Raw genomic sequence first — 23,918 nt, forward strand, 5'->3', positions numbered from 1 at the left:
CTTCATTCCTTTCCGAGGATCTTGATTACAACCTTCTCCGGGCCCAGACCTTTCTGTATCGGTAGCTTGCCCTCAGCGTCGGTGACCAGCGACATGCGCGCGCCGTCGGCACGGGTCAGTTCCACCCGGGTGTTGGCCATGGGCTCGTCGGTCGCGCGATGGCGTACGACGTAGTTCTGGTCAAATTTCGTTTCCGGCCAGCTGTTCATCTCCCGGCTGAGCTGGGCCGGCCCGATAAAGGACTTTTTCGCCGCGTGAACGGTGACATTGCCGGGGCATTCAATGACGATATTCCCGCCTTCGATGGTGATGCTCGCCCCGCCGCTGGTGGCCATGCGCACGGTCTTGCCGGCGGCGAGATCGACCTCGGCGTTTGCGCTGACAACCTTAAGTTGATCGCGCGACTGGAGCTTGATCTCGTCCTTTTGCGCCTGAATGTCCAACTCGCCTTCGGCGGTCACGAGCGCCAAAGCAGGCTCGCTGGTGACGTTGCCCTCTACCGCGCCAGCGAGCCAGCCGATCGCCTGGCCGGCGTGGATGCGCAGGTCGCCGGCAATGGCCAGGTTGCTGGCTTCACCGCTGGCGACGGTCAGGGTTTCTCCGGCGCTCCAGTGCAGGCTTTGTCCGGCGACCATGCCGATGCCGGCCGGGGCGGTCAGACCGAGGATTGGGTCGCCACTGTGCGGGACGCGGTCCTCGCCGCCAGCCGGGCTGCGGTCGGGTGCCTCTTCCACGCCGGCGTCAAATTCCTCTCCGGTTACAACGGTCCCCGCGCTCGCCAGCAGCGCCTCCAACGGTGCGTGGTCCTCGACCAGCCGGGACGCGTTCGCCGTGACGGCACCTTGATGCGCTGCCAGACGAACGGTGTGGTGGGTGGTGGCCATCTCGTTGAACGAACCAGCCAGTTGGCTGGCCTGCCTCAGCAGGGCCAGCGTGGCCACATGCTCGCCGGCCGGCGCCTCGGCATCATTGGCGGCGGCGCTGATCCACAGGCCGCGCTCCCCGCGTACCGCGCCCCACTGATCGGTGCGCAGCTCGAAACCTTCGCCGCGGAAGCTGCCGCGGTAGTTATCGGCCTGATGGATCAGATGTCCCAGATTGAGCTGGGTGGCGGCATGGGTGGTCGCCAGTTGCAGGCGCAGCTGGCCATCGGTGTCGTCAAACACAAGGCGGTTGTGACCGTCGCCGCCGAATTCCTTCGATTTGAACCCGCTCATTGCCGCGGCGTTACGGTGGCCGTCGGTGTCCGCGCTTATTCCGTGCCAAGCGGGCGCGTTGCCGCCGGCGCGGTTGCCTTGCGCGCTGGGCCGGTGGTCTCCGGCCTGGGCAAACAGATCGTTGGCATCGCTGGAAGCCGAGGCGCCACCCGGGGTCGGCGCAATGCCGCCCTCGCCCTGACCGTTGTACAGCGCACCGACCACCATCGGCCGGTCGATGTCGCCGTCCAGGAAGCCCACCAGCACTTCCTGGCCGATACGCGGCAGGAACTGGCTGCCAACCCCCGGCCCGGCGTAGCGCTGGGCGACACGCAGCCAGCAGCTGTCGGCGGCAGTGGACGCGGCTTGATCGCTCTGGAAATGGAAGCGCACCCGCACCCGGCCCAATGCGTCGGAATGCAGCTCTGTCACCCCCGCGGCATGCGGCGACGCGTCGGCGCCGACCACGATGGCGCTCTGATAACCGGGTGCCGTCGGACGCGGATTGACGCGCAGACCGGTCTCATCGGCCAGCACCGATCGCCACGGCAGCTCGCGAGGCACGGCGATGAATGTGTTGGCGTAACCAACCGCTTCGGCCTGCGCCCAGAGCGCTTGCCAGTTCTTTGCGTCCACTCCGGTCCAATCCGCGGCGAGCGCGCTCGAGCCGCCAGTGCCGGTCGAGAGTGACTCCGCTCGGCCCGTGTCGGCCGCAACGGCATCGCCATCCGCCATCGGCGGGGCGGCGCCCAACTCCGATATTCCGTCGCGCACGGCATCGGGCAGGTTGTTGATACCGGCCTGACGGATCTCCACCAGCAACAGCTCCGGCGGCGCCTCACCGCTTACCGGTGCCTGGGTGAGCGCGAACCACTGGCCGGCGCGAAAGCTGCGCACCGTCGAGCGGCCGACCCAGCGCGCGCTGTGCGCGCGCGCCGCATCGGCCAGCAACCCGGCATAGCGCGTGGCCTCTGTTTGGCTGGAAAAACTGTAGGCGCTGGTGGGGTCATACGACTCCAGACGCACATCGGTGGCGTTTTCATCCAACGGAACGCTGGCCGCCAGCGACATGCTTTTGTAGTCGTGACTGAGCAGGGTGATGTCGGTGGCCGCGATCGAATGCTGCGCGCCGATCGCCTGGACTGTATCGCTGGACTCGGTCGCATCGCTGCGGTGGAAGCGGATGCCGCCACCACTGGCGGCCGCCGCGTCTTCGGGACCGTTGCCACTGCGCGCGAACAACACCAGCTCGTGACTGCCCTTGCCGGACTCCTGCAGCCGCCAGCCCAGACCTTCCTCGGCCAGCAACCGGCTGATGAAGTCGAAATCGGATTCGCGGTACTGGACGCAATAGCTGCGCGGGCGCACCTCGGCCAGGAACGGGCCGACCTCATCGGCAACCTGCCAGTTGGCCAGCGGCGCGTAGTCATCGAACACCGCCTCGACAATCTCCAGCACGCTGCGGTCCTGGAACACCCGGCTGTGGCGGCCTTGGGTGAGCAGCCAGGTCCAGGGGACCAGACACAGCCGGTACCGGGCCAGACCACCATCGCTGCCCACGCACTCGGCCTGGCGGATCAATCCTGACCTTGGGATGCGTCCGCCATCGGCGGCGCGGGTCGACAACGTGGCCGATTGGCCGAGCAGCGCGTCGAGGTCCAGACCGGCATCGGTTGAAAGCGCGTCAATCCACCACTCGAAGCCCTGCGAGAGGCTCTCGCGGCCCTGCCAGCGCTCCACGATAAGATCGGCGGACGCGCCGTCCACCGACAGCGCGTACAGGCGCTCGGCGTCACGATACCGGGACAATGCGGCCAGAACGGCCTGGGGAACAGATACTCCGCTGCTCATGTGCCTCTCCATAGACGGCTCAATACTAGGGCAGTGGTGAGCGCCTTGCATCCAAGGTGGGCGCATCCCGGGCGGCCAGCAGGCACGTGTCGAGTGGGGATTCCCCGCAAAGACGTGTGGGGCCGGCGGTGGCACCCCACACGTGCCCACTGCTGCGTTGCTGATATACAGAAGGCGGGCGGCCTGGGTGGCCATCGGCGACAAGTCTGTCGGGCGCCCAATCCCACCCGTCCTCTCGCGCGAACGGAGCAGCCAGTGACACCGATCAGATTCGCCGATGACGGGCAGCACGTTCTGGTGACCGGAGCGACCGGCTTTATCGGCCAGGAGCTGGTTCGAGCCCTGCTGGACGACGGCCACACGGTGACCGTGCTGTCGCGTGATCCGGGGCGGGCGCTCTCGACATTCGATGGTCGTGTCACGGCCATCGGCAGCATGGCATCGCTGCCGGGTGATCATCGCGTCGACGTCATTGTTAACCTGGCCGGCGCGCGGATCCTCGGAGCGCGCTGGTCGGAGCGGCGAAAGGAAGCATTGCTGCAGAGCCGGGTCGGCACCACGCGCAGCCTGGTGGAGTGGATCGCGCGCAGCACGCGCAAGCCGGCGCTCCTGCTGAACGGCTCGGCGATCGGCTATTACGGTGTTCAGCGCCAGGGTGACGACACGCCACTGTCGGAAAACAGTCCGCCGCAGCCGGTCTTCATGTCGCTGTTGTGCCAGGCGTGGGAGGCGGAAGCGGCCAAGGCCGCTGACCACGGCGTGCGCGTGGCGTGCATGCGCTTCGGACTCGTCCTGGGGCACCAGGGCGCGCTGCCGATGATGCTGCTGCCCTTCAAGCTCGGGCTGGGCGGCCGAACGGGAACCGGGCGGCAGTGGTTGTCCTGGATCCACATCCGGGACCTGCTGCGCGGCATGGCCCATCTCTGGCCGCGCGGCAAGGCTGACGAAGACGACGCGGACAACGCGTCGCCCGCGGCCGTGCACGCCTACAACTTCGTCGCCCCCGGCGCGATCCATCAAGCCGCCTTCGCGAGCGCCGTGGCCCGCGTACTCCATCGACCCGCGTTGCTGCCCGCACCTGCATGGCCACTGCGCATGGCGCTGGGCGAGCAGTCCGATCTCGTCCTGGAAGGCCAGCGGGTGGTGCCCACCGCGCTGACCGCCTCGGGTTTTGTCTTCGACTACCCGGATATACGCACTGCGCTGGCATCGTTGTGCGCACCCCGGCCGTCCGTCGATCGGGTCGGGTAAAATCGCCGGCCACGCGTCAAGGAACCCACCGCAATGAAAATCCTCGTCATCGGCTCCGGCGGCCGTGAGCACGCACTGGCGTGGAAACTGGCCCGGTCAGCGCGCGTCTCCGAGGTGCTGGTCGCTCCGGGCAATGCGGGCACCGGGACCGAGGCCAAGTGCCGCAACGTCGCCTTGGCCGCAACCGACATCGACGGCCTGCTCGAGCTCGCCACCCGAGAAAGCGTTGACGTGACCGTGGTCGGGCCCGAGGCGCCGCTGGTCGCCGGCGTGGTCGACCGCTTCCGCGCCGCCGGGCAGCGCATCTTCGGCCCCAGCGCCGCCGCCGCGCAGCTGGAAGGCAGCAAGGCGTTCGCGAAGGACTTCCTCGCCCGCCACGGCATCCCCACCGCGTACTACGCCGTGCACACGGAAGTGGGTCCCGCGCTGGCCTACGTGCGCGAGAAGGGCGCGCCAATCGTGATCAAGGCCGATGGTCTGGCCGCAGGCAAGGGCGTGATCGTCGCGATGACGCTGGCCGAGGCCGAGGCGGCCATCATCGACATGCTCGAAGGCAACGCGTTCGGCGCGGCCGGCGCGCGGGTGGTGATCGAGGAGTTCCTCGACGGTGAGGAGGCCAGCTTTATTTCCCTCGTGGACGGCGTCACCGCGCTGCCGATGGCCACCAGCCAGGACCACAAGCGCGTCGCCGATGGCGACACCGGCCCCAACACCGGTGGCATGGGCGCCTACTCGCCCGCGCCGGTGGTCACCGATGAAGTCCACGCGAGGGTGATGCGCGAGGTGGTCGAGCCGACCGTGCGCGGCATGGCGGCCGACGGCATTCCGTTCACCGGCTTCCTCTATGCCGGACTGATGATCGACGCCGACGGCGCGCCGAAGGTGATCGAGTTCAACGTCCGTTTCGGCGACCCGGAAACCCAGCCGATCATGCTGCGGCTGCAGTCGGATCTGTTGGACCTGATCGAGGCCGGCATCGATGAGCGTCTGGATCAGGTGCAGGCGCAATGGGACCCACGTCCGTCGCTGGGCGTGGTGATGGCGGCGGCGAATTACCCCGAGACCCCGCGCACCGGCGACGTGATCCATCTGCCTGCGGCGACCCCAAACCCGGACACCGACGCTGGCGTCAGCAAGGTATTCCATGGCGGCACCAGGCTGGTCGACGGCAACATCGTGACCGCCGGCGGCCGGGTGCTGTGTGTGTGCGCCTTGGGCGAGGATGTCGCGGCGGCCCAACGCAATGCCTACCAACTCGTCGACCGGATCAGCTGGGAGGGTGAGTTCCATCGTCGCGATATCGGCTGGCGGGCGATCGCCCGCGACTGACCCCGCCCGGTAACCGGGCGACGGCGACCGTCCCTGCACTCACGGGCCGGACCACCGGATCGGTCTGCTAGGCTCGCCGGCATTCTTTCGGGGACTTTCATGGCAGACGGAACGCCGCTTGATCCACCGCCCAGCGGCTCGCACAGCCAGTACGGCCTGCTGCGCGAACGCCGCTTTCTGCCGTTCTTCCTGACCCAGGCGCTGGGCGCGTTCAACGACAACGTCTACCGGCAGGCCATCATCGGCATGCTGTTCTGGCTGGGGGTCAGCAGCGCCGACAAGACGCTGTACACCAACCTGGCGCCGGCGCTGTTCATCCTGCCGTACTTCCTTTTTTCGGCCCTCGCCGGACAGATCGCCGAGAAGGTCGAGAAGTCCAAGCTGATCCGGATCACCACCGCGATGGAGATCGCGATCATGTCGCTGGCCGCGGTCGGCTTCATGACCCAGAACCTGACCGTTCTGCTGGTCGCGCTGTTCTGCACCGGGCTGCAGTCGACCCTGTTCGGTCCGGTGAAGTACTCGATCCTGCCGGCGGTGCTGCACCCGCGCGAACTGACCGGCGGCAACGGGCTGGTCGAGATGGGCACATCCATCGCGATCCTCGGCGGCATGATCATCGGCGGCATGGTGTTCAACGCCGCCGGTGACAACGGGCCGTGGGTCGCCAGCGCACTGGTGATCGCTCTTGCCATCACCGGCAACCTGGTCAGTCGGGCGATCCCGCCCGCCGGCGCCGGCGAGCCCGGCCTGAAGATCAACTGGAACCCGATCCCGGAATCCTTTGCGGTACTGCGACTGGCCAAGAAGCAGTTGGCGGTGCGCAACGCGGTGCTCGGGGTGTCGTGGTTCTGGTTTGTCGGCACCGTGCTGACCTCGCAACTGCCGACCTACGCCGAGGTCAATCTGGGCGGATCGGCGACGCTGTACATCTTCGCGTTGGCGATGTTCTCGGTGGGTACCGGGGTCGGCTCGATGCTGTGCGAGAAGCTGTCGGCGCGCACGGTCGAGATCGGGCTGGTGCCGTTGGGCGCGTTTGGCATGACCGCGTTCCTGCTCGATCTGGCGCTCGCGCGTCCCGGTGCAGCGAGCCTGTCCGGACTGGACGTCGCAGGCTTCCTGGCGCAGCCGGGCGGCTGGCGGACCACGATCGACCTGCTCGGCATCGGCCTGTTCACCGGCTTCTTCGTGGTGCCGCTGTTCGCGCTGATCCAGAGCCGCACGCCCAAGTCGGAAATGTCGCGCGTGTTCGCCGGGTTGAACATCCAGAACTCCGGCTTCATCGTGCTCGCCGCGGTGCTCGGATTGACCCTGCAACTGCCGTCGTTCGAGCTGGGCGGCGTGCGGGTGCCGATGCCCGATCTCACCATCCCGCAGGTGTTCCTGGCGCTGGCAATCGCCAACGCGGCGGTGGCGCTGTGGATCTTCACCATCGTGCCCGAGTTCCTGATGCGCTTCCTGAGCTGGATGCTGGTGCGCACGCTATACCGGCTGCGGCCCAGCGGCATCGACCACATCCCCGACGAGGGCGCCGCGCTGGTGGTGTGCAACCACGTCAGTTATATGGACGCCCTGATCCTGGCGGCCTGCATCCCGCGGCCGGTGCGCTTCGTGATGTATCACCGGATCTACAACGTACCGGTGATGCACTGGTTCTTCCGCACCGCGAAGGCGATCCCGATTGCCGGTGCGCGCGAGAATCCAGCGCTGATGCAGCGCGCATTCGATGAGATCGACGCGGCGCTGGCGGAAGGCGAGATAGTCTGCATCTTCCCGGAGGGTTCGCTGACCCGCGATGGGGAAATCGCCACGTTCAAGTCCGGGCTCGAGAAAGTCCTCGAGCGCCGCCCTGTGCCGGTCATCCCGATGGCGCTGCGCGGCATGTGGACGAGCATGTGGAGCCGGCGCAGCGCGCATGCCGAGGCCGGTGCGCTGGGCCGGATGCGCGCGCCGCGCGGCTTCCGCGCCCGGGTCGAGGTGGTTGCCGCGGCGCCCATGGACGGCGCTGAGGTGGATGCCGCGATGCTGGAGGCGAAGGTCCGCGAATTGCGCGGCGATAACGCCTGAGGACGGTTCGGGGCCCGGTTTGGTCAGCTGACGAAGCCGGCAATCACGAACAGCGCCAGGACCGCCAGCCACGCCAGCAGGCTGCGCCAGACCAGACTCATAGCGTCGCGTAGCTCAGGCAGGTCCGGCGGCGCGATGCCTACGGCGGGCGCAATGATGCCGCTCTCGGTGTCTTCCTCGTCCGACACCCAGACATCGCCCTGCTCGCTCAGCTCACTGTTGACGCTGGCCCGTGCTGCGGCGCCCAGGAACCGGCTGCTGAGCTGCAACGAGGCACCCTCAGCGTTGCGCCACGCGCTCAGCACACCATCGAAGTTGCCCACCAGCGCCAGTGCCAGGGTCATCAACTGCGCCACCGGCCACTCCAGTATGGCCAGCCAGACGCGCGCGCCCTCGCGGGTCGTGGACGGCACGTCACCGGCGATTGGGCCGACTGCGGCGAGCACGCTCAGGCGATAGGCGATCGCGCCAACTGGGCCGAGTACCAGGAACCAGAACAGCACGCCGAACCAGCGTCGCAGAGCGTTGCGGAACACCGCCTCCACCAGCCCGGAGCCACCGCCGGGGGTTTGCGCCTCGGCCACCATCTGCGCGATGCGCTCGCGCCGGCTCGTGCGGTCGGGTGCGTCCAGGATGGCATCGACATCGCGGTCCAGATCACGCGGCCCCCAGGACAGGAACAACACCGCCGTACCGAACAACAGGCCGGCCATCCCCCACAGCCCTCCGTCCAACGCCGCCTGCAGCAGGGCGATGACCAGCACCGGCGGCAACAGCACCAGCACGACACCCCAGCGACCCCGCCAGAACCCGTCCTCGCCGAAGCGGCCGTTGCACCAGATGATCAGGTCGCGATACCAGCGAAAATTGCGGGCGGTGGCCGCAAACGACGGTGCCAGATGGCCCAGGACGAGCGCCACGATGGTGGCGATCAGGGTGATGGACATTGGCTGGCTTCCTCCGGATTCACGGGGTGCGGCTCACGTCGCGCGATGCACGCCGCGCTTCGACTGCGCACAGTTCCCGATTCTAACGGCAGTGCGGGCGCCGGACGCGCAACGCCGATCGCTGCCGAACGACCGGCAACACTCAGCGTGGCCGGTCCGCGCGCCTGGCGTGCATTGTCCGCAGCCAGCAGTTGGTCAACCAGCGCGAGATCGAGATGGTGGGCGACAGGCGCAGGCTCACCCCGTCGTCGATGTCACCGGCGGTGGCTGCACGCACCTCGTCCACACTGAACCAGCGCGCATCTTCCAGCTCGTCATCGACCTGCGGCTCATCGGGATGAGCCAGGGCGATGAAGCCCAGCATCAACTGACCGGGAAACGGCCACGGCTGCGAGGCGAGGTAGCGGCACGCGCGCACGCGCACCCCCGACTCCTCCATGACCTCGCGGGCGACGGTCTGCTCCAGGGTCTCGCCGGGCTCAACGAAGCCGGCCAGCACCGAATACCTGCGCGGCGCCCATCCCGGCTGGCGACCCAGCAACAAACGCTCGCCGTCGGTCACGGCAACGATCACTGCCGGGTCGGTACGCGGATAATGGTCCTGTCCGCAACTGTTGCAGCGGCCGAGCCAACCACCGCGTTCGAAGCCGATCTCTCCGGCGCAGACATTGCAGTAGCGGTAGCGGCTGCGCCAATGCTGCAGAGCACGCGCCTGCGCATACACGCCAGATTCGAACGCCGGCCATTCGGCGGCCGCGGTCCGCAGATCGATGCGTCGGGGTGCGTGCAAGGCCACCAACTTCGCGTCCAGGCTGAACCAGCCGCGCCCACCGCCATCGATGCCAAGGAAGATCGCCGCGCCGGTGCCGCCGGGTCCCTGGCTGATCTGCATACCGGTGGGCGCGAACAGGCTGCCGTCGGCTTGCGCAAGCGCGCGGCCATCGTCATCCAGCAGCAGCACGCGGGCATCGGCCCAGAGCGCGGCCAGCGCGGCGGGATCGCCACGCAGGCGGTCGGCACGGTCCAGCGCCCCGTGGCACTCGGATTGGTCGCCATCGGGCAAAAGCCCGGGCTCACCGCGACGGAACGCGGCGTCGATCTCGCCAAAAGCGCCCGATTCAACGAATGCGAACGGCGCCCCGTCGCCCGTCACGCGGCGAAGGACGAGCCGCAGCCGCAGGTGGTCTTCGCGTTCGGATTACGGATCACGAACTGCGCGCCGTGCAGGCTTTCGGTGTAATCGACCACTGCGCCCATCAGGTATTGCAGGCTCAGCGGGTCTACCAGCAAGGTCGCGGCGTCGGTTTTCACCGCCAGATCGTCGTCGGCCTGCTCCTCGTCAAACTCGAAGCCGTACTGGAAGCCCGAGCAACCGCCACCCTGGATGAACACGCGCAGCTTGAGCGCGGGGTTGCCTTCCTCGGCCACCAGCTCGGCGGCTTTCGCGGCGGCGGCGGAGGTGAACTGCAGCGCATTGTCGAGCGACTGGTAGCCCGGGGCGCTGTCGAGGCCCGGCATCGGAATAAACTGACTGTCCATCCGCTCAGGATGGGGGGTTACCTGCAGGCATTCAAGCTCGCCGCCGCGTTGCGCCCGCTTCAGTCAGCTTCGGCGGGTGCGACACCGCCCTGCGGGCCGTTGCCGATGACCTCCGACCAGTTGAAGGACTCGGTGATCGGCGAGCCCGATCTGGGCTGCAGCTTCACCGTCACCCGTACCGGGGAAAATCCGTCGGGCAGGAACACGTCGCCCTTGATCTGCTGGAAGTACTTGAATGAGAACGGCGTGCCGTCGGCGTCGTCGCCCTGGCGCAGGTCGCTCCAGACCAGTTCCTCGCGCTTGCCGTCCAGGGTGCCTTCGATGGCCAGGCTCAGCCGCCCGCTGCTGACCGCGCCGCGGTTGAGGTTCTGGGTCAGCGTGGTCTGGAACTCCCAGGCGTTGTCGTTCTGCGGGGACATCCGCAAGGCATGCACGGTCAGGCCACGGCGCTGCGACGTCGCGCCCACCAGACGTTCGTAGAAGGCCACGTCCGCGCGCAGTCCGGCGATTTCCTCTTCGCGCTCGGCCAGTGCGCCCTGCAGGTCGCGATTGGCGTCGCGGCTGATCTGGTCGGATCGCGTCAAGGTAGCGACGTTCTGCTGCATCTCGTCCAGGCGTGCCTGCAACTCGTCATTGGCCTGCTCGCTGGCGCTCAATCGCGCATGCACGTCACCGCCGCCGCCGAGGGTTCGCCACATCCCCCAGCCACCAAACAGCACCGCGACCGCCACCGCAACCCACAGCACCATCGGAGACGGCGCACGCCGGGCGGCCCACACAGGCTTGCGCTCCGGATTCGGCTCGCGCACGGGCTCCGGCTCGGGCGCGGGCATATCCGTCGGAATGTCCGACGCAACGGTAGGCACGGGGTCGGCAGGTTCGGCGGGGGTGGGTTCCGAAGGAGATCCGGATGAGTTCATGGCGGGGTATCGGTCGCTCCGCCCGACGGGGCGTCTGCGGCCAGCCTACCCCGGCGGTGCTTGAGCGTCAGCCGTTAACGGTCGCCAGGCGGGGCATCCCTTCAGCTTCGGCCATCTCTTCGTCGCCGGCGTAGGCGTGCTCGGAATCCACGTGCAACAGCCGACCGGTCAACACCGAGCCCGCCGCCATCTGCACCACCTTGTAGTGCACGTTGCCATCCACCCGCGCCTTGGACCCCAGCTCGATGCGTTCGGTGGCGTAAACATTGCCGTTCACCGTGCCGTTGATCACCATTACCGGTGCGCGCACTTCGCCTTCCACAATGCCGTTGTCGGCCAGGGTGAGCACCGCTTTCTCCCCGTCGTCGGCGATCAGCTTGCCAATCACGCGGCCCTCAACGTAGAGACCGCCGCTGAAGTGGAAATCCCCGCGGATGACCACCTGGGCACCGATGAGCGTGTCGATCTGGCTGGCGGGGACACTCGCCTTCTTCTTGAGCATGTCAGGTCTCTCCGTGTTGCGGTGATTGGGTCCATGCCAGCGCCTGGTCGACGTTGGCACTGCCGCCGCGCAGGGCGACACGCACCCGCTGTGGCGTGAACCCGGGAGGCAACATGACGCTGCCTTCGAGCTGCTGGAAGTAGCGGAACGCATAGTCTTGCGCGGGTGCGGCGCTGTTCTGATGGAGGTCGGCCCAGCCGACGGTGGCCAATTTCCCGTCGCGCACGCCCTCGATGGCGAAGCGCAGCTTGCCGCTGCTGATCGCGCCCTGAGCCAGGTTCTGGGTCAGCACCGCCTGATAACGCCAGGTGCCGGCCTGCTCGGGTTTGAATTCCAGCGAGTGCACATTCAGCCCCTTGCGCTGCTTGGCAGCCGGCCCGGCGACGCGCTCATAGAAGGCCAGGTTGGCGCGCAGGCCACTGATCTCTTCTTCGCGCTGCGAGAGTTCTTCCTGCAGCTCGCGGTTGGCGACGCGGCTGATCTGGTCGGAGCGCTCCAGGGTGGCCGCGCGCTGGCTCAATGCCTGCAGCCGTGCCTTGGCCTCCGCCAGCTCGGTTTGCGCGGTAGCCGCAGCGCTCTTCACGCCCGGCAGTTGCGGCGCCGCGTGCAGGCTCGTGGCGGCCCAGACAAGCAACAGTGACCCCAGCCAGCCGGCGACAAGCGCCGACAGCAACATCGTGCGGCGACCGCGCCGATGCGGCACGATCACATAACGTGTGGTTTCTGTTTTCCCCATACCCGGCCCGGATTCTAGCGAGGTTGCCCGATGTCTGATGCGCACCTGTTCGCAATTGGCGTAGTTCTCGCCTGGTTGGCCGGCGTTCGCGTCTATATGACGGTGTTCGGGATCGGCCTGGCCGGATTCTTCGGTTGGCTCGACCTGCCCCAGGCCCTGGAGGTCACCGCGTCGCCCTGGGTGATGGGGATCTCGGGCCTGCTGGCGGCAGCGGAATTCCTCACCGACAAGATCCCCGGAGTCGATTCCGTGTCCGACCTGCTGCACACGGTGCTGCGGATCCCGGCCGGTGCCTTCCTGGCGGCAGCGGCAATGTCACCCGATGGCAGCCTCGGGGCAGGCGCACTGGCAACCGGCGCCGGCGTGGCGTTTGCCAGCCACGCGCTCAAGTCCGGCTCACGGGCCGTGCTCAATACCTCGCCCGAGCCGGTCACGAACTGGACCGCCAGCCTCACCGAGGATGTCGCCACGGTGGGCGGGCTGGCACTGGTATTCAGCTACCCATGGGTGGCCTTCGGGCTGGTCGTGGTGACCAGCATCGTGCTGGGCGTGGCACTGTGGTGGGTATGGCGGATGATCTTCCGGCGCCGGCGCTCGGGCGCCGCGGGACCCCGCTGACGCGCGGCGTTTGACGCGCCGGTGCGCGCCGGTTACTTCTCGGTGCGGGTCAGCAGGTAGTTCTGGTCGCCCAGGCGATCCATCAGGCCAAGCTGGGTTTCGATCCAGTCCACGTGCTCTTCCTCGGACGCCAGGATCGACACGAACAGCTCGCGACTGACGTAGTCGCTGACGCTTTCGCAGTAGGCGATGGCGTCGCGGAGAAGCGGCAAGCCGTCCATCTCCAGGGCGAGGTCGCAGTTGAACACCTCGCGCGGGTTCTCGCCGATGCGCAGCTTGCCCAGCGCCTGGAAGTTCGGCAGCCCGTCGAGGAACAGGATCCGCTCCGCCAGCTGGTCGGCGTGCTTCATCTCGTCGATGGACTCTTCGTACTCGTGGTCGGCGAGCTCCTTGAGGCCCCAGTTCTTCAGCATCTTGGCGTGCAGGAAGTACTGATTGATCGCGGTCAGCTCGTTGTAGAGCGCCTTGTTGAGGAACTCGATGACCTTGGCGTCGCCCTTCATGGCAATGCTCCGTTATGCGTGGGGATCAAACCACTCTAAACGGTCATGCCGCAGATGGGCGGAACGCGAACCGGGTGCAGCCGCAAGTGCGAACCAGTGTCGTTTGGAGGACGCGCGGTTTGGCTGGTCAGGCGGCGTGTCGAAGCACCGGAAGGGGCAGAGCACGCGCGGCGCGGGTCTCGTCGAGCAGTTCACTGGCCATGTCCACGCAACTGCCGCAGCACGAACCCGCGCCCGTACGCATGGTCAGCTCAGCCATAGAATCGCAGCCCGCCTCGGCGGCCTGGCGGATGTCGTGATCGGTGATGCCGTTGCAGATACAGACGTACACGTTGACTGGACCGGGTTGGTAGCCGGATCGGCTACGGTCGCAATCTAACTACGAATGAGAATGATTGTCAATTAGACCCGGGCGCGGGTTCATACGCCCTTGCCGCCCCGTGCCGGATGCTGCCGCGCCGGGCGCGGCCGACTGCGATGGCGCGACCATCCTGCCAGGACCGGACCTGCTGGCGGTACCGCCTGGTCGCCGGCAACGTGGCGGGCAAACGGGGCCAGATGCTGCAGGGCACTGGCGTAAACGTGCCGTTTGAACGTGACCACGTGCTCCAACGGGTACCAGAAATCGACCCAGCGCCAGTGATCGAACTCGGGCTTCTCGGTGACATCCAGTTGCAGGTCAGACTCCTTGCCCGTCAGTCGGAGCAGGAACCACACCTGCTTCTGGCCGATGCACACCAGTCGATCGTTGCGACGGATGGAGCGCTGCGGCAGGCGATAGCGCAACCAGCCCGGCGTCGCACCCAGCACTTCGACGTGGTCGGGTTGCAGGCCGGTCTCTTCGCGCAGCTCGCGATACATCGCCTCGACCGGCGTCTCGTCGGTGTTCATCCCGCCCTGCGGGAACTGCCAGCCATCACGATGCACGCGCCGCGCCCAGAACAGGCGCCCGTCGGAATGCATCAGCACGATGCCTACATTGGGTCGATAACCGTCCGGATCGATCACGAGACGGACTCCGGATTGGACTGACTCTGACTCTGCCACGCCCCCCGCCATCCGACAAGCGACGGTCCCGCGTCCAGTCAGGTTTGACAATGGCCGGCGGCGCGCCCAGAATTCCCGGCTCGCTGCGCTCGTGGCGGAAGATCGCCGCCTAGTTGGCTCAGCCGTTTGGCGCACAGCACTCAATACGGGTGTAGTAAAATCTGAAAAATTGGCTATGTAGCTCAGACGGTTAGAGCGCGAGACTCATAATCCCGAGGTCGGTGGTTCGATTCCACCCATAGCCACCACACGACGACAGCTCCTGGCGAATTGCCGGGACGCCAGCCAACCCCGCGGATCTGCGGGGTTTTTTGTGGGCGATGACGGGAGACGCTAGCGCTCCATCCGGTGGATGCGGTCCCGGTGCGAAACGCCACCACGCCACGCACGCGCCAGATAACCGGGATCACGGGCTGGAGCGGTGCACAGGCGGCGCGGGTCCGGCCGGATCCCAACCCTCCCCAGGTCCAGCCTGTCCGCGTCCCAGCACGCCATGACGGTCGGATCTGCCAGTTGGTGCCCGTCGCTGTGCCCTTGGCAGGCGGCCACAAGCAAGTCGAGAGCCGGCGCATCAAGCTCAAACCGCCCTTTGGAGCGAAGCCAACAGGCATAGTCGGCCGCCCGGGAACCGTGTTCGGGATCGGTGTACTCGTTCTCCCGCTGCGAGTCATGCAGGAAGGCGAACAACTCGACGACGCGCAGATCCGCGCCCACCGCCCGGCCAACGTATAGGCCATGGCGATAGACGCGCGCCCAGTGCGGGAAGCCATGGTGCCCGGCCCAGTCGAGCCGGAATTGGCGCCGGATCTCGCGCAGCAAGTCCGGCGACACGACCCGTTCGTGCTTCATAACCGCTAGTCCGGATCGTCCTGAGCTTTCCGATCCACCTCATCGAAAGCAACACACGCCGAAACGCCGGACCGCCGATCGAGAATCCTCGCTGAGGCCGCTGACCAGGCTCGATCGTTGCCCTGCTTGGACTTGTTGAACATCAGCCGGGACGAGAGTTCAACCCCCATGCGCTCCGCATCTTCGAATGCTTCAAGATCAGCGCTGAGGAAAACGAAATCCCAGCCGAGCTTCTTCTTCGCTGCGATCAACTTGGTCACACGGGCCCGATCAAACTCGCGGCTGGCATTCTCCTGCCCATCGGTGACCACCACGAAGATCACTTTGTTGGGCCGCTCATCGTCAGCCATCCCTGCCAAGCCCGCCTCCAGCTCGAGGATGCCCTGTCCCATGGCGTCGTAGAGCGGCGTTGTGCCCCGAGGCACGTACTGCGCCAAGGTGAGCGGGGGCACATCGGCAATGGCGACGCCGCGGTGCAGCACCTCGTACGGATCTTGGGAGTCGAATTGCACCAAGGTAAACGTCGCCGGTTCGGGGCTGGCCTGCTGGGCTGCGAGGAATGCGTTGAATCCCCCGACGACGTCATCGCGAATGTCCTGCATGGACCCCGTGCGGTCCAGGATCACGCTGATGTGGCTGCGGTCGCTCATGTCACTCTCCCCTTGTGGTTGACATCAGGTGCGACGATGCAGCAAAGACGTCTCACACACTGCGACAGGTCCAGGGGGAAATGTCATGACGTTCAATGCGGAAGCGCTCAAGGCCAAACACCGACAAGTCAGGGATAACCAGCCCGAGAACCTGCGGGTGAGGATCCATCGCGCGATCAGCTGGCTGGCGCGGGCCGAGCAGGAAACGGCGGACTTGGACGCGCAGTTCATCTTTCTGTGGATCTCATTGAATGCCGCCTATGCGGCGGACTTCGGCTTCGAACAAAGCGAGCGCGAGCAGACGCGCGGGTTCATCGGCAGAGTGCTGGCCAACGATCACCAAGGCCGCCTGCAGGACGCGGCGTTCCAGAAGTTCACTGGTCCGATCCGCACGATGATCGAGAACCGGTTCGTGTTCGAACCCTACTGGCGGGCGATGCGCGAACACGACAGCAGCGATCGATGGGAGACCCAATTCGCCGCCAGCAAGCGAGTCGCCATGAAGGCACTGATGGAACGGCAGACGGATGTGGTGCTCTCCATAGTCCTCGATCGGCTCTACGTCCTGCGCAACCAACTCGTCCATGGCGGTGCAACCTGGAACAGTGGCGCCAACCGCGCCCAGGTCCGTGATGGTGCATCGATCCTCATGACCATGATGCCCATCATCATCGATCTGCTGATTGATGACCCTGCGACCGAGTTCGAAGGTGTTGCTTATCCGCTGGTCCGGGAATCCGGCTAGATCAGAAGACGAAATCCTTGATGAGGTCTGCCCGGACGGGTCGCACTCCGAGCGAGCGGCCGCCAGACGCAGACCGTTGTGCACGGCCCGCTTGATTTACCTTCAGGGGACGGTGAGCGTCGCTCGTTGAGACTCGGTATCCTCTCACTCAGCCAGCCCAAATGTCCGGACATCCCGCGCCCCGTGCGCGGGCACCGGCACTTTGCGCGATACCTCTTCAACTCCCCCGCCTTTGATCCGTGCGCATGAAAACAACCTTCAAACAACGCCTGCAACAGCCGAGCGCCATCCTGACGCCCGGCATCTACGATGCCTTCACCGCCCTGATCGCCGAGCAGACCGGGTTCGAGGCGCTGTACCTTTCCGGCGCCTCCATCGCCTACACGCGGCTGGGTCGCTCCGACATCGGTCTGACCACCGCGACCGAAGTGGCCGACACCCTGGCGCGCATCACCGAGCGCGTAAGCACTCCGGTCATCGTCGATGCCGACACCGGCTTCGGCAACGCGCTCAACACCCAGCGCACCGTCCGCGCATTTGAACGCGCCGGCGCCGCGATGATCCAGCTGGAAGACCAGACCTTTCCCAAGCGCTGCGGGCACCTGGACGGCAAGGGCGTCGTTCCAGTTGGCGAGATGTGCGGCAAGTTGCGCGCGGCACTGGACGCGCGCAGCAGCGACCAGACCTTGATCCTCGCCCGCACCGATGCGGTGGCGGTGGAAGGCTTCGAGGCGGCGCTGGACCGTGCCGAGGCGTATCTGGAATGCGGCGTGGACGCGTTGTTTATCGAAGCGGTCCGCAGCCGCGAACAGATGGACATCGTCTGCGCCCGCTTCGCCGATCGCATTCCGCTGCTGGCCAACATGGTCGAAGGCGGCAAGACCCCGGTGCAGAGCTCGGACGTGCTCGGTGAGATTGGTTACCGGATCGTGATCTTTCCCGGCGGCACTGCGCGCGCGGTCGCCCACACTCTTCGCGGCTACTATTCCAGCTTGCACACCCACCACAGCACGGCGCCATTCAAGGACGCCATGCTGGACTTCGACCAGCTCAATGAGCTGATCGGCACGCCGGAGTTGCTGGCATTGGGGCAGCAATACGAAGGCTGATTACCGACCATGCCGTGATGAGCGACTCCGGAGAACGACCGGCAGGATGAACAAAATCGTCAGCTTCACCGGACGCTATCGGATCGTCGCCCTGACCCTCCTGGTCGGACTCGTGGCTGGCGCCATCGAGCTGTTCGGGCAGGGTGCCCTGGCCGAACGGAACGTGGCCCGCTGGTTGATCAGCGCGTTCGCGCTTGCCATCGCGGCAAGCCAGGCGATAGGGATGCTGCGCAACCTGCTGGCCGGGCGGATGGGCATCGACGTCTTGGCAGTCATGGCGATCATCGCGACCGTGTCGGTCGGCGAGTACTGGGCGAGTCTGCTCATCGTGCTGATGCTGTCCGGCGGCGAGGCGCTGGAGGAGTACGCGGCCGGTCGTGCGCGCAGGGAGCTGGGCGCGCTGCTGGATCGTGCCCCGCGCGATGCGCACCGCATGCTGGGCGAGGACGGCCAGGTCGAGGACATCCCGGTCTCTGAGGTGGCCATTGGCGACCGCCTGCTGGTGCGGCCGTCGGAGGTCGTCCCGGTGGATGGGGTGCTGGTTTCCGCAAGCGGCAGCTTCGACGAGTCATCGTTGACCGGCGAGAGTCTCCCGGTCGAGCGCGGCCGGGGGGATGCCGTGCTCAGCGGCTCGCTCAACAGCGAGGTCGCGGTCATCATTGAGGCGACGGCGGCAGCGACGGACAGCCAGTACCAGCGCATCGTTGCCTTGGTTGAGGAAGCCGCCGGAAGCCGCGCTCCGCTGGTGCGCCTGGCGGACAGGTTCGCCGTGCCCTTCACCTTCGGCTCGCTGCTGCTTGCCGGGATCGCCTGGTGGGTGTCCGGGGACCCGGTACGTTTTGCCGAGGTGCTGGTCGTTGCCACGCCCTGCCCGCTGCTGATCGCGGCGCCGGTCGCCTTCATGGGCGGCATGAGCCGGGCGTCACGCCACGGCATCATCGTCAAGGGCGGCGGCACGCTCGAGCAACTGTCGCGCGCGCGCACGGTCGCCTTTGACAAGACCGGCACCCTCACCTACGGCGACCCGACGGTGGTCGCCGTGCAGCCCGCGGCGGACTTCGATGAGGACGAGCTGTTCACCCTCGTCGCCTCGGCCGAACAGTACTCCTCGCACGTGCTGGCCACCGCGATCGTGGAAGCAGCGCACGAGCGCGGCCTGAGCCCGCGCGAAGCCACGGCCGCGCGCGAGGAGGCAACCAACGGCGTGGTTGCAACGATCGACAACCGCGAAGTCGTGGTCGGCAAGCTCGCGTTTGTCACATCCTTCGCTGCCGAGGCGCGCGCAGCATCGATCGCCAGCGGTGAGTTGGCGGTCTACGTCGCCGTCGACGGCCGCTTCGCCGGCACCCTGCTGCTCAGTGACCGGGTCCGGGGGAACGCCCGCCTGACCATCGACCGGCTCCTGGCGCTGGGCGTCGAGCGCATCCTGATGCTCACCGGCGATGCCGACGCCACCGCCCGTCACGTAGGCGGCGGTCTGGCGATCGGCGACATCCAGGCCGAGCTGTTGCCGGAAGACAAGGTCCGGATCGTCCAAGCGATCAAGGAGCGGCCGGTGGTCATGGTCGGCGACGGCGTGAATGATGCGCCCGTACTCGCCGTGGCCGATGTCGGTGTCGCGATGGGCGCCAGGGGCGCAACGGCAGCCAGCGAGTCGGCCGATGTGATCATCACCGTCGATGACGTGTCGAAAACCGCGACCGCGATGGCGATCGCCCAGCGCACCATGCAGGTGGCCCTGCAGAGCATCTGGCTCGGCATTGCCCTGAGCGTTGGATTGATGTTGCTGGCTGCGTTCGGCTTCCTGCCGGCGATCCTGGGCGCGGCGCTGCAGGAAGTGGTCGACCTTGCGACGATCGTGAATGCATCGCGTGCGCTGGGTAATGCGCGAAGCGACCGGCGGCTGGTGTCCCCGACGCGACGGAAGCATGATGGCCCGTGAAGGGAAACACAGCTCGGCGCCGGGCCCGGACGACGGAAGAATCGTCGCCATCCGCGGCAGTGTCGTGGACGTTGCCTTTGCCGGGGTGACCCCACGCATTCAAGAGCTGTTGCGCGCGGGCGATGTCGCGCTGGAAGTGGCATCCCTGGTCGAGGCCGGCGTGGTGCGCTGCATCGCGCTGGGCACGGTGCGCGGTCTTGGACTGGGCGCACCGGTGCATGCGACCGGTGCGCCCATCACGGTACCTGTTGGCGACGCAGTACTGGACCGGATGCTGAACGTATTTGGTGCGCCACTGGACGGACTGCCTGCGGTCACCGCCACCGCGCGCCGCCCGATTCACCGCGCCCCTCCAGCACTGGAAGAGCGGGTGCTGCGCGCCGAGGTGCTGGAGACCGGCATCAAGGCCATCGACCTGCTGTCGCCGATCGAGCGCGGCGGCAAGACCGGACTGTTTGGCGGCGCCGGTGTCGGCAAGACGGTGTTGTTGAGCGAGCTGATCCACAACACCGTGGAGCACCATGACGGCGTAAGCCTGTTCTGCGGGATCGGAGAGCGCTCACGCGAGGCAGAGGAGCTCTGGCGCGAGATGGGTGAGGCGGGCGTGCGCGACCGGATGGTGATGTTGTTTGGCCAGATGAACGAGTCGCCCGGGGTGCGGCTTCTGGTGGGCGCCTCGGCACTGACGATGGCGGAGTATTTCCGCGACGATCGCGGGCAGGACGTGCTGCTGCTGATCGACAACATCTTCCGCTATGTGCAGGCGGGTTCCGAGGTGTCGGGGCTGCTGGGGCGGATGCCCTCGCGCGTCGGCTATCAGCCCACGCTTGCCACCGAATTGGCGGCCCTGCAGGAGCGCATTGCCTCGACCCACAGGGGCGCGATCACATCGATCCAGGCGGTGTACGTGCCTGCCGATGATTTCACCGACCCGGCGGCGGCGCAGATCTTCGCGCACCTGTCCGCCTCGGTGGTGCTCTCACGCAAACGCGCCAGCGAAGGACTGTACCCGGCGGTGGACCCGCTGGCCTCCGCTTCGGTCATGCTGACGCCCACCGTAGTGGGACAACGCCACTACGACGTAGCACGCGCGGTGCGCCGGACACTTGCCGAATACGAGGAACTGCGCGACATCATCGCGATGCTGGGGATCGAGGAGCTCTCGGCCCACGACCGCGCTACCGTGGCACAGGCCCGACGGCTGGAACGTTTCCTGACCCAGCCTTTCGCGACCGTGACGGGTGCGACCGGAACCGCCGGCAAACTGGTGCCGATCAACAAGACTCTGGAAGGCTGCGAGCGGATCCTGGAGCAGACCACATTCGACCTGCCGGAAAGCGCCTACTACATGATCGGCGCGCTGGACGAAGCCGAGGGCAACGCATGAGCATGAACGCCCAGATGCAGGTCCACCTTCGCCTGCCGTCACAGGTGTTGTTTGAAGGCGCGGCCATCAAGTTGAACGCGGTCGCGGCCGATGGCGGGTTCGGCATCCTGCCCAACCATGTGGATTTTGTGACCGCGCTGGTACCTTCGATCCTGCTGGTGACCACGCCCGACGGCGGCGAGCGGATCTTCGGCATCGACGAGGGCCTGCTGGTAAAAAAAGGCCACCAGGTCGATATCGCGGTCCGCCGCGGAGTGGAAAGCGCCGATCTGGCCAGCCTGCGCGACACTGTGCAGGATACGTTTCACCAGATGGAGGATGAGGAGCGCGTCGCGCGTGCGGCACTGGCGCGTCTGGAAGCGGAAATGGTGCGCGGCTTTGCCAACCTGAGAAACCCCCGCCGATGACCGGCAAGCGTGGTGGGCCCGTCGACGAAATCGGCGAGCGTGCGCGGCGCATGCAGGCCACGCGCGACAACCCGGGACCGAGTCCGCTGCGCGGTATCGGCACCTTCGGCATGATCGGCTGGTCGATCGCTGTGCCGACAGTAGGCGGCGCGTTTCTGGGCCTGTGGCTGGATCGCGTGGCACCCCAGGCTTTCTCATGGACGATTGCGCTGATCCTTGGCGGTGTGGCGCTGGGCGGAATGCTTGCCTGGGCCTGGGTCGGCCGGGAGGGCGGCGAACCATGAACGGTATCAACTGGGGTGCATTCGGGCTGGGGACTGTGGCGGGCGCCATCGCAGGGACGCTTTTCTTTGCCGGACTGGCGTTTGGTCTGCGGCTGGCGCTGCGCGGTTCCAGGCCGATGCCGGTGCTGGCGCTGAGTGCGATGGTGCGAATCGCCGCGCTGCTGGCGGCGGGCTGGCTGGTGGCACGGGCGGGTGGAGCGGCGGCCGTGGCGGGCTATGCACTGGCGTTTCTGGCGACCCGATTTGCCGCTGTCGCCCTGGCACGGCCGACAGCGCCGCAGAGGGACCGGAAGTGCAACTGAGCCCCGACCAGACCATCATTTTCATGCTGGGTGGCATCCCCGTGAACGCCACGATCTTCTACACCTGGATCGTCATGGCGTTGCTGACCGGCACCTCGATACTGGTGACCCGCAAGTTGCGGCCCGACGTGCCGCCCAACCGCTGGCGGACGACGCTGGAGGTGATCGTGCAGGGCATCCAGGGACAGATCGACGAAATATCGGTGCGCCATGACCGCCGCCTGCTGTATTTCAGCGGCACGCTGTTCCTGTTCATCGTCACCTCGAACCTGCTGATGGTGATACCGGGTTTCCATCCGCCGACGGCATCGCTGTCGACCACCACGGCATTGGCACTATCGGTGCTGGTGGCGGTACCCATCTTCGGGATCGGCAACCAGGGAATCGGCGGATACCTGAAAACCTGGGTCCAGCCATCGGTCATCATGCTGCCATTCAACATCGTCGGCGAGTTCTCGCGTGGCGTCTCGCTGGCGATCCGTCTTTACGGCAACATCATGAGCGGCGCGGTGATTGCCGGCATCCTGCTGGGCGTCGCACCGTTCTTCTTCCCCGTGGTGATGGACATGCTCGGCCTGCTCACCGGAGTGATCCAGGCCTATATCTTCGCCATCCTCGCCACGGTGTATATCTCCTCGGCCACCGCCCCGCCGTCCGACACCCCACAAACCGACAAGGACCCGCCATGACCGATCTGTCCATCATCGCCATCGTATCGATCTTCACCGCTGGCCTGACCGTGTCCTTCGGCGCGCTGGGTCCCGCGCTGGGTGAGGGCTACGCGGCGGCAACCGCGCTCAATGCCATCGCGCAACAGCCCGACGCTGCGCCGACCCTGTCGCGCACCCTGTTCGTCAGTCTGGCCATGATCGAATCCACCGCGATCTACTGCTTCGTGGTCGCCATGATCCTGCTGTTTGCCAATCCGTTCTGGAACGCGGCGCTGGAAGCGGCGGCACAGGCCAGCGGCGGCTAGACGATGTCGATCGACTGGATCACCGTCGCGGCGCAGATCGTCAACTTTCTTGTTCTGGTCTGGCTGCTGAAGCGGTTTCTGTATCGCCCCATCCTCGACGGAATCGACGCGCGCGAAAAGGAAATCGCGCAGCGCATGGGTGAGGCCGCGCAGATCCGGGCGGCCGCGGAAACTGCCGAGGCGGACTACAGGGCGCAGGTGGACAGGCTGCGCGCCGGACGTGAGGGCATGCTGGAGGAGGCCCGTGCGGTTGCCAAGGCCGAGCGTGACGCGCTCCTGGCCGAGAGTCGCCAGCGCATGGCGCACGAACAGGCCGAATTGGCAGAACAGCGCGTGCAAGAGATACGGCGCTACCGTGACGACCTCCACCGCGACGGTGCAAAAGCGCTGCTGTCATTGACCCGCAAGGCGCTGATGGATCTGGCCGACGAGACCCTGGAGGCGCGCATCGTCGCGCATGCGGGCACACGCCTGGTCGCGATGGCGGACGATCTGCGCAAGGCCGGCGGTGAATCGCTGCAGGCGCTCGCCCTGACCCGCGAACCGCTGCCGGAGGCGGCGCGCGAGAACCTGCGCAAAGAGCTTGCCCAGCTGATTCCCGGCATCACGGTGACGTTCCGCAACGAGCCCGCGCAGACTCCGGGACTGACCCTGCGGATGGGCGGCGCACAGGTGGAGTGGACCGTGGACAGCTATATCGACGGACTCGATGCGCTGCTGGCCGATGCCGGCCACGGGCAGCTCAGGCCCCAGGGCTGAAA

Annotated in this window: 26 protein-coding genes and 1 tRNA gene; 15 read left to right on the forward strand and 12 right to left on the reverse strand. The window is 66.6% G+C overall.

Annotated elements, in window-relative coordinates:
* Positions 1-2: 2 nt before the first annotated feature.
* The gene (locus tag KZ491_RS10275) at positions 3-3,047 is read right to left on the reverse strand and encodes a type VI secretion system Vgr family protein (protein WP_222565765.1); all 3,045 of its coding nucleotides are present in this window, start codon (positions 3,045-3,047) and stop codon (positions 3-5) included.
* Between the two features lie 255 nt (positions 3,048-3,302).
* Here KZ491_RS10275 and KZ491_RS10280 point away from each other — a divergent pair, with 255 nt between their 5' ends.
* The 3 genes from KZ491_RS10280 (at position 3,303) to KZ491_RS10290 (ending at position 7,694) form a co-directional block, all read left to right on the forward strand.
* Positions 3,303-4,298, forward strand: coding sequence for a TIGR01777 family oxidoreductase (locus KZ491_RS10280; RefSeq protein WP_222565766.1), 996 nt, complete (start codon positions 3,303-3,305; stop codon positions 4,296-4,298).
* Between the two features lie 33 nt (positions 4,299-4,331).
* Positions 4,332-5,627, forward strand: coding sequence for a phosphoribosylamine--glycine ligase (gene purD, locus KZ491_RS10285; RefSeq protein WP_222565767.1), 1,296 nt, complete (start codon positions 4,332-4,334; stop codon positions 5,625-5,627).
* A 99-nt stretch (positions 5,628-5,726) separates the two neighbouring features.
* A complete protein-coding gene (locus KZ491_RS10290; RefSeq protein WP_222565768.1) occupies positions 5,727-7,694 on the forward strand; it encodes an MFS transporter in 1,968 nt (655 codons plus the stop codon).
* 23 nt (positions 7,695-7,717) lie between these two features.
* On the opposite strand, the gene KZ491_RS10295 is transcribed toward KZ491_RS10290, so the two are convergent.
* The 6 genes from KZ491_RS10295 to KZ491_RS10320 form a co-directional block, all read right to left on the reverse strand.
* Positions 7,718-8,641, reverse strand: coding sequence for a cobalamin biosynthesis protein (locus KZ491_RS10295; RefSeq protein ID WP_222565769.1), 924 nt, complete (start codon positions 8,639-8,641; stop codon positions 7,718-7,720).
* A gap of 142 nt (positions 8,642-8,783) precedes the next feature.
* On the reverse strand, positions 8,784-9,704 hold the full coding sequence (gene nudC, locus KZ491_RS10300) for an NAD(+) diphosphatase (RefSeq protein WP_222565944.1): 921 nt from the start codon (positions 9,702-9,704) through the stop codon (positions 8,784-8,786).
* A gap of 86 nt (positions 9,705-9,790) precedes the next feature.
* A complete protein-coding gene (gene erpA, locus KZ491_RS10305) occupies positions 9,791-10,159 on the reverse strand; it encodes an iron-sulfur cluster insertion protein ErpA (RefSeq protein ID WP_246606754.1) in 369 nt (122 codons plus the stop codon).
* A gap of 80 nt (positions 10,160-10,239) precedes the next feature.
* Positions 10,240-11,013 carry a DUF6776 family protein gene (locus KZ491_RS10310; protein WP_222565770.1) on the reverse strand — a complete coding sequence of 258 codons (774 nt, stop codon included), beginning with the start codon at positions 11,011-11,013 and terminating at the stop codon, positions 10,240-10,242.
* Positions 11,014-11,167: 154 nt separating this feature from the next.
* A complete protein-coding gene (locus KZ491_RS10315) occupies positions 11,168-11,602 on the reverse strand; it encodes a bactofilin family protein (protein WP_222565771.1) in 435 nt (144 codons plus the stop codon).
* A gap of 1 nt (position 11,603) precedes the next feature.
* On the reverse strand, positions 11,604-12,338 hold the full coding sequence (locus KZ491_RS10320; RefSeq protein WP_222565772.1) for a DUF6776 family protein: 735 nt from the start codon (positions 12,336-12,338) through the stop codon (positions 11,604-11,606).
* Positions 12,339-12,368: 30 nt separating this feature from the next.
* On the opposite strand from KZ491_RS10320, the gene KZ491_RS10325 reads away from it, so the two are divergent.
* Positions 12,369-12,956 (forward strand): DUF4126 domain-containing protein, encoded by a 588-nt coding sequence (locus tag KZ491_RS10325; RefSeq protein WP_222565773.1) that lies wholly within the window; start codon positions 12,369-12,371, stop codon positions 12,954-12,956.
* A gap of 32 nt (positions 12,957-12,988) precedes the next feature.
* On the opposite strand, the gene bfr is transcribed toward KZ491_RS10325, so the two are convergent.
* The 3 genes from bfr to KZ491_RS10340 form a co-directional block, all read right to left on the reverse strand.
* A complete protein-coding gene (gene bfr / locus KZ491_RS10330) occupies positions 12,989-13,459 on the reverse strand; it encodes a bacterioferritin (protein WP_222565774.1) in 471 nt (156 codons plus the stop codon).
* A 127-nt stretch (positions 13,460-13,586) separates the two neighbouring features.
* Positions 13,587-13,790 (reverse strand): bacterioferritin-associated ferredoxin, encoded by a 204-nt coding sequence (locus KZ491_RS10335; protein ID WP_222565775.1) that lies wholly within the window; start codon positions 13,788-13,790, stop codon positions 13,587-13,589.
* Positions 13,791-13,879: 89 nt separating this feature from the next.
* A complete protein-coding gene (locus KZ491_RS10340; protein WP_222565776.1) occupies positions 13,880-14,467 on the reverse strand; it encodes an RNA pyrophosphohydrolase in 588 nt (195 codons plus the stop codon).
* 210 nt (positions 14,468-14,677) lie between these two features.
* Here KZ491_RS10340 and KZ491_RS10345 point away from each other — a divergent pair.
* Positions 14,678-14,754, forward strand: a tRNA-Met gene (locus KZ491_RS10345).
* Between the two features lie 85 nt (positions 14,755-14,839).
* Here the strand turns inward: KZ491_RS10345 and KZ491_RS10350 are convergent.
* Entirely contained in the window at positions 14,840-15,355 is a 516-nt protein-coding gene (locus KZ491_RS10350; RefSeq protein WP_222565777.1) for an HD domain-containing protein, read from the reverse strand.
* A gap of 5 nt (positions 15,356-15,360) precedes the next feature.
* Positions 15,361-16,005: a vWA domain-containing protein gene (locus tag KZ491_RS10355; protein WP_222565778.1), complete on the reverse strand. Its 645-nt coding sequence runs from the start codon at positions 16,003-16,005 to the stop codon at positions 15,361-15,363.
* An 85-nt stretch (positions 16,006-16,090) separates the two neighbouring features.
* Between KZ491_RS10355 and KZ491_RS10360 the strand changes: the two genes are divergently transcribed.
* From KZ491_RS10360 to KZ491_RS10405, 10 genes are all read left to right on the forward strand, one after another.
* Positions 16,091-16,750 (forward strand): HEPN domain-containing protein, encoded by a 660-nt coding sequence (locus KZ491_RS10360; RefSeq protein WP_222565779.1) that lies wholly within the window; start codon positions 16,091-16,093, stop codon positions 16,748-16,750.
* A 245-nt stretch (positions 16,751-16,995) separates the two neighbouring features.
* Positions 16,996-17,859 carry an isocitrate lyase/PEP mutase family protein gene (locus tag KZ491_RS10365; RefSeq protein WP_222565780.1) on the forward strand — a complete coding sequence of 288 codons (864 nt, stop codon included), beginning with the start codon at positions 16,996-16,998 and terminating at the stop codon, positions 17,857-17,859.
* Positions 17,860-17,905: 46 nt separating this feature from the next.
* A complete protein-coding gene (locus tag KZ491_RS10370; protein ID WP_222565781.1) occupies positions 17,906-19,801 on the forward strand; it encodes a heavy metal translocating P-type ATPase in 1,896 nt (631 codons plus the stop codon).
* Positions 19,791-21,188 (forward strand): F0F1 ATP synthase subunit beta, encoded by a 1,398-nt coding sequence (gene atpD, locus KZ491_RS10375; RefSeq protein ID WP_222565945.1) that lies wholly within the window; start codon positions 19,791-19,793, stop codon positions 21,186-21,188. Before KZ491_RS10370 ends, atpD begins: the two co-directional genes overlap by 11 nt.
* Positions 21,185-21,595: a hypothetical protein gene (locus tag KZ491_RS10380; protein WP_222565782.1), complete on the forward strand. Its 411-nt coding sequence runs from the start codon at positions 21,185-21,187 to the stop codon at positions 21,593-21,595. The genes atpD and KZ491_RS10380 overlap by 4 nt, the downstream gene beginning before the upstream one ends.
* Positions 21,592-21,879 (forward strand): AtpZ/AtpI family protein, encoded by a 288-nt coding sequence (locus tag KZ491_RS10385; protein WP_043959321.1) that lies wholly within the window; start codon positions 21,592-21,594, stop codon positions 21,877-21,879. Before KZ491_RS10380 ends, KZ491_RS10385 begins: the two co-directional genes overlap by 4 nt.
* Entirely contained in the window at positions 21,876-22,181 is a 306-nt protein-coding gene (locus KZ491_RS10390; protein ID WP_222565783.1) for an N-ATPase subunit AtpR, read from the forward strand. The genes KZ491_RS10385 and KZ491_RS10390 overlap by 4 nt, the downstream gene beginning before the upstream one ends.
* Positions 22,172-22,870, forward strand: a complete 699-nt coding sequence (locus KZ491_RS10395) for a F0F1 ATP synthase subunit A (RefSeq protein ID WP_343225605.1) — start codon at positions 22,172-22,174, stop codon at positions 22,868-22,870. Before KZ491_RS10390 ends, KZ491_RS10395 begins: the two co-directional genes overlap by 10 nt.
* Positions 22,867-23,157 (forward strand): F0F1 ATP synthase subunit C, encoded by a 291-nt coding sequence (locus KZ491_RS10400; protein WP_043959324.1) that lies wholly within the window; start codon positions 22,867-22,869, stop codon positions 23,155-23,157. The genes KZ491_RS10395 and KZ491_RS10400 overlap by 4 nt, the downstream gene beginning before the upstream one ends.
* A 3-nt stretch (positions 23,158-23,160) precedes the next feature.
* Positions 23,161-23,916 (forward strand): F0F1 ATP synthase subunit B family protein, encoded by a 756-nt coding sequence (locus KZ491_RS10405; RefSeq protein WP_222565784.1) that lies wholly within the window; start codon positions 23,161-23,163, stop codon positions 23,914-23,916.
* The last annotated feature ends 2 nt before the right edge of the window (positions 23,917-23,918 follow it).

The organism is Novilysobacter antarcticus (assembly GCF_019802285.1).
In the GTDB taxonomy this organism is placed as follows: Bacteria; Pseudomonadota; Gammaproteobacteria; order Xanthomonadales; family Xanthomonadaceae; genus Novilysobacter; species Novilysobacter antarcticus.

Coding starts and splice junctions, on each gene's coding strand:
- KZ491_RS10275 (WP_222565765.1), bottom strand. CDS start 3,047: ATGAGCAGCGGAGTATCTGTTCCCCAGGCCGTTCTGGCCGCATTGTCC.
- purD (WP_222565767.1), top strand. CDS start 4,332: ATGAAAATCCTCGTCATCGGCTCCGGCGGCCGTGAGCACGCACTGGCG.
- KZ491_RS10290 (WP_222565768.1), top strand. CDS start 5,727: ATGGCAGACGGAACGCCGCTTGATCCACCGCCCAGCGGCTCGCACAGC.
- KZ491_RS10295 (WP_222565769.1), bottom strand. CDS start 8,641: ATGTCCATCACCCTGATCGCCACCATCGTGGCGCTCGTCCTGGGCCAT.
- erpA (WP_246606754.1), bottom strand. CDS start 10,159: ATGCCGGGCCTCGACAGCGCCCCGGGCTACCAGTCGCTCGACAATGCG.
- KZ491_RS10310 (WP_222565770.1), bottom strand. CDS start 11,013: ATGCCCGCGCCCGAGCCGGAGCCCGTGCGCGAGCCGAATCCGGAGCGC.
- KZ491_RS10315 (WP_222565771.1), bottom strand. CDS start 11,602: ATGCTCAAGAAGAAGGCGAGTGTCCCCGCCAGCCAGATCGACACGCTC.
- KZ491_RS10320 (WP_222565772.1), bottom strand. CDS start 12,338: ATGGGGAAAACAGAAACCACACGTTATGTGATCGTGCCGCATCGGCGC.
- KZ491_RS10325 (WP_222565773.1), top strand. CDS start 12,369: ATGTCTGATGCGCACCTGTTCGCAATTGGCGTAGTTCTCGCCTGGTTG.
- bfr (WP_222565774.1), bottom strand. CDS start 13,459: ATGAAGGGCGACGCCAAGGTCATCGAGTTCCTCAACAAGGCGCTCTAC.
- KZ491_RS10350 (WP_222565777.1), bottom strand. CDS start 15,355: ATGAAGCACGAACGGGTCGTGTCGCCGGACTTGCTGCGCGAGATCCGG.
- KZ491_RS10355 (WP_222565778.1), bottom strand. CDS start 16,005: ATGAGCGACCGCAGCCACATCAGCGTGATCCTGGACCGCACGGGGTCC.
- KZ491_RS10360 (WP_222565779.1), top strand. CDS start 16,091: ATGACGTTCAATGCGGAAGCGCTCAAGGCCAAACACCGACAAGTCAGG.
- KZ491_RS10365 (WP_222565780.1), top strand. CDS start 16,996: ATGAAAACAACCTTCAAACAACGCCTGCAACAGCCGAGCGCCATCCTG.
- KZ491_RS10370 (WP_222565781.1), top strand. CDS start 17,906: ATGAACAAAATCGTCAGCTTCACCGGACGCTATCGGATCGTCGCCCTG.
- atpD (WP_222565945.1), top strand. CDS start 19,791: ATGGCCCGTGAAGGGAAACACAGCTCGGCGCCGGGCCCGGACGACGGA.
- KZ491_RS10380 (WP_222565782.1), top strand. CDS start 21,185: ATGAGCATGAACGCCCAGATGCAGGTCCACCTTCGCCTGCCGTCACAG.
- KZ491_RS10385 (WP_043959321.1), top strand. CDS start 21,592: ATGACCGGCAAGCGTGGTGGGCCCGTCGACGAAATCGGCGAGCGTGCG.
- KZ491_RS10390 (WP_222565783.1), top strand. CDS start 21,876: ATGAACGGTATCAACTGGGGTGCATTCGGGCTGGGGACTGTGGCGGGC.
- KZ491_RS10400 (WP_043959324.1), top strand. CDS start 22,867: ATGACCGATCTGTCCATCATCGCCATCGTATCGATCTTCACCGCTGGC.
- KZ491_RS10405 (WP_222565784.1), top strand. CDS start 23,161: ATGTCGATCGACTGGATCACCGTCGCGGCGCAGATCGTCAACTTTCTT.